Raw genomic sequence first — 3,668 nt, forward strand, 5'->3', positions numbered from 1 at the left:
GGGGTCTGTTCCGGCTGGGGGCAGAATGACACCCTAAGATTTTTCGCGATGACGTTTCATAATGTCGAGCACAGTGTTTTTGCTGATGCCCAGATCGCGAGCAATCCATCGGTATGAGCGACCCTCCGCCACGGCTTGAACGACTTTCGGTGCGAGTTTGTCGGATTTTGGCCGTTGTCCGGGTTGGCGCCCGAGCTTCTTGCCGCGCGCCCGGGCCGCGGCAAGACCTGATTTGACGCGTTCGCTGAGCAGGTCGCATTCGAACTGGGCAATTCCTGCCAGCATGGTCGCCATCATCCGGCCATGCGGCGTGTCCAGTTCGAAAGTCATACCACTCATGGCAACGACCGAAACCTTCCAGCCGGCCAGCTTGTTCAATGTGTCCAACAGATCTTGAGTGGAGCGGCCCCACCGGGACAGCTCGCTGACGAGGATGGCATCAATCTGCCGTGCCTGAGCCAGATCGAGAATTCGGTTCCGGGCGACACGATTGGCCGAAGCGCCAGAGGCCGTCTCCTTGAAGGTGCCTACCACCTCGTAGCCGCTGCGTTCTGCGAAAGCGGTTAGTTCCATCACCTGCCTGTCACACGACTGATCGGCGGTGGAAACCCTGGCATAGATGGCCGCTCGCTGTCCCAATTGAACCCCTCTGGAATTTGGCCTTGCAAGTCGTTGATTTTGTTGGTGCGAAATGTGTCCCAGACAGACATCTGATTAACAAGGACAACCCAACATGCCAAGACGGTCCATTCTGACCGAGCGCCAGCGTTCGGCGCTTTTCGACCTGCCGACTGACGAGACCTTAATGCTGCGGCATTACACGCTGGCAGACGACGATATCGAGCACATCAACGAACGGCGGCGGCCGGAGAACAAGATCGGATTTGCCCTACAGCTCTGCGCCCTACGCTATCCTGGTCGGCTGTTGTCCTCTGGTGAGGTCATCCCGGAAAAGGTATTGCGCTTCATCGCGGCTCAGTTGGGCCTGACCGGCGACGATGTCATACCCTATGCCGCACGTCGGCAAACCCGTCAGCAGCACCTGCACGCCCTGCGCCAGATTTACGACTTCAAGATGTTCTCGGGCCAAGGCGCGCGCTGTATGAAAGCCTGGCTTGGGAATGAGGCTGAAACTGCCCGATCCAACGAAGACCTGGCGCGCCGATTTGTCGAAGAGTGCCGCCGGTCGCAGGTGATCCTGCCCGGCATCTCTGTCATCGAACGGCTGTGCGCAGATGCTCTGGTGTCGGCTGAGCGCCAGACCGAAAGCCGGATCACCAACAGGATCGACGATGAAACGAAAGAACGCCTGGACGCGCTGTTGACCGAGATCGTGGATGGCAATGTCACCCGGTTCATCTGGCTTCGCCGTTTCGAGGCAGGCAGCAACTCGGCTGGAGCATCGCGACTTCTGGACCGCTTAGAGTTTTTGCAGGAATTGGACCTCTCACCGGATATTCTGGCCGACGTACCACCACACCGGGTCACCCGCCTGCGTCGCCAGGGCGAGCGCTACTTTGCAGATGGGTTGCGCGACATCACGAGTGACCGGCGCCTGGCGATCCTTGCTGTCTGTGTGGTAGAGTGGAAGGCGGCTATCGCCGATACCGTGATCGAAACCCACGACCGGATTGTTGGCAAGACCTGGCGGGATGCGAAGAGGCTGTCCGACGCGCGTATCGCGGATGCCAGATCATCGCTGCGTGAAACATTACGTTCCTTCAAGGATCTGGGTGCCGCTCTGCTGGAAGCCAAGGCGGATGGCGCATCCCTTGAAGCGGCCATTGAACTTGCGTGTGGCTGGTCTCACCTCGAACGTATGGTGGCAACCGCGGCCGAGTTGACCGACACGATGGCAGCTGACGCCCTGTCTCATGTCGTTCATGGATATCACCGGTTCCGGCGCTATGCCCCAAGAATGCTGCGGGTGCTCGATATCAGCGCCGCGCCGGTGGCGATGCCTTTAATGCAGGCAACCAAGGTCATAGCCGATGATCAAACCGATGCGTCCCGTCAGGTTGGCTTCTTGCGCCGAACCTCGAAATGGTATCGGCACCTCAATGCCCAAGACCCAGGTGACAATCGGCTTTGGGAGGTCGCCGTGTTGTTCCAGGTGCGTGAAGCCTTCCGATCCGGCGATATCTGGCTGCCCCACTCCCGGCGCTACGCTGATCTGAAACAGGCTTTGGTACCGATAGAAGCCGCCAAGGCGTGCCCTCGCCTGACGATGCCATTCGAACCTGAGATCTGGCTCGATGATCGCAAGGCAAGGCTGGCAGAAGGTATGAAGCGTTTGGCCAAGGCTGCCAGAGCTGGCGCGATTCCTGGCGGTTCAATCGAGAACGGCGTTCTCAAGGTTGATCGTTTGACGGCAGCAATCCCGGCGGATGCTGATGGCATGGTGCTTGACCTCTATGGCCGCCTGCCTGCCATCCGGATCACCGATCTGCTGCAGGAAGTTGATGACGATATCGGCTTCGCCGAAGCCTTCACGCATCTGCGCACCGGCGTTCCCTGCAAGGATCGCATCGGGCTGTTAAACGTGCTGCTGGCCGAGGGATTGAACCTTGGCCTCAGCAAAATGGCCGAGGCGACCAGTTCACACGACTACTTCCAACTCTCGCGCTTGTCCCGCTGGCATGTTGAAAGCGATGCCATCAATAGGGCGCTCGCCAAGGTGATCGATGCGCAGACCAATTTGCCGATGGCGCAGTTCTGGGGCGGCGGTACGACCGCTTCAAGCGACGGTCAGTTCTTTCCAACTACGAGGCATGGTGAGGCGATGAACCTCATCAACGCGAAATATGGGCAGGAGCCCGGCTTGAAGGCCTACACCCATGTCTCCGACCAGTTCGGCCCGTTTGCCACACAGAATATCCCTGCGACCGTCAACGAGGCCCCATACATTCTGGACGGCCTGCTGATGAACGAGGTTGGGAAGAAAATCAAAGAGCAATACGCCGACACCGGCGGCTTCACGGATCATGTCTTCGCGGCAACCGCGCTCCTGTCGTATCGCTTTGTTCCCCGCATCCGTGACCTGCCATCAAAACGGCTCTATCTCTTCGATCCCTCCGCTGCGCCGAGGGAAATCCGTGGGCTGGTCGGTGGAAAGATCAGAGAAAAGCTGATCACGGAAAACTGGCCGGACATTTTGCGCGCCGTCGCTACCATGGCGGCGGGTGTCATGCCACCCAGCCAGTTGTTGAGGAAGTTCGCATCATATCCCCGTCAACACGAACTGGCTGTCGCCTTACGGGAGATCGGGCGGATCGAGCGCTCTCTGTTCATTATCGACTGGTTGCTGGACGCCGACATGCAGCGCCGTGCCCAGATCGGTCTGAACAAGGGTGAAGCGCATCACGCGTTGAAAAATGCCCTACGCATCGGGCGACAGGGTGAAATCCGCGACGGAACCGCCGAGGGACAGCACTACCGCATGGCGGGGCTGAACCTGCTGGCCGCGATCATCATCTATTGGAACACCAAGCACCTTGGCCATGCCGTCACCACGCGAAAGCGCGCTGGTCTCGATTGTTCACCCCAACTCCTGGCGCACATCTCGCCACTCGGATGGGCGCATATCCTGCTCACAGGCGAATACAGATGGAAAGCCGGGTGATCTCCAGCCTTAGGGTGTCATTTTGCCCCCAGCCGGAGCAGACCCC

Annotated in this window: 2 protein-coding genes; one reads left to right on the forward strand and one right to left on the reverse strand. The window is 59.1% G+C overall.

Features of this window, described 5'->3' with window-relative positions; all coding sequences use genetic code 11:
• Positions 1-33: 33 nt before the first annotated feature.
• A complete protein-coding gene (locus ACRBB0_RS15155) occupies positions 34-639 on the reverse strand; it encodes a recombinase family protein (protein ID WP_431375286.1) in 606 nt (201 codons plus the stop codon).
• Between the two features lie 94 nt (positions 640-733).
• On the opposite strand from ACRBB0_RS15155, the gene ACRBB0_RS15160 reads away from it, so the two are divergent.
• A complete protein-coding gene (locus ACRBB0_RS15160) occupies positions 734-3,622 on the forward strand; it encodes a Tn3 family transposase (RefSeq protein ID WP_431375287.1) in 2,889 nt (962 codons plus the stop codon).
• The last annotated feature ends 46 nt before the right edge of the window (positions 3,623-3,668 follow it).

Source organism: Pelagimonas sp. (genome assembly GCF_050633425.1).
GTDB lineage: Bacteria > Pseudomonadota > Alphaproteobacteria > Rhodobacterales > Rhodobacteraceae > Pelagimonas.

What these genes read in the sequence shown, in the direction of transcription:
- ACRBB0_RS15160 (WP_431375287.1), top strand. Translation starts at nt 734, where the DNA reads ATGCCAAGACGGTCCATTCTGACCGAGCGCCAGCGTTCGGCGCTTTTC.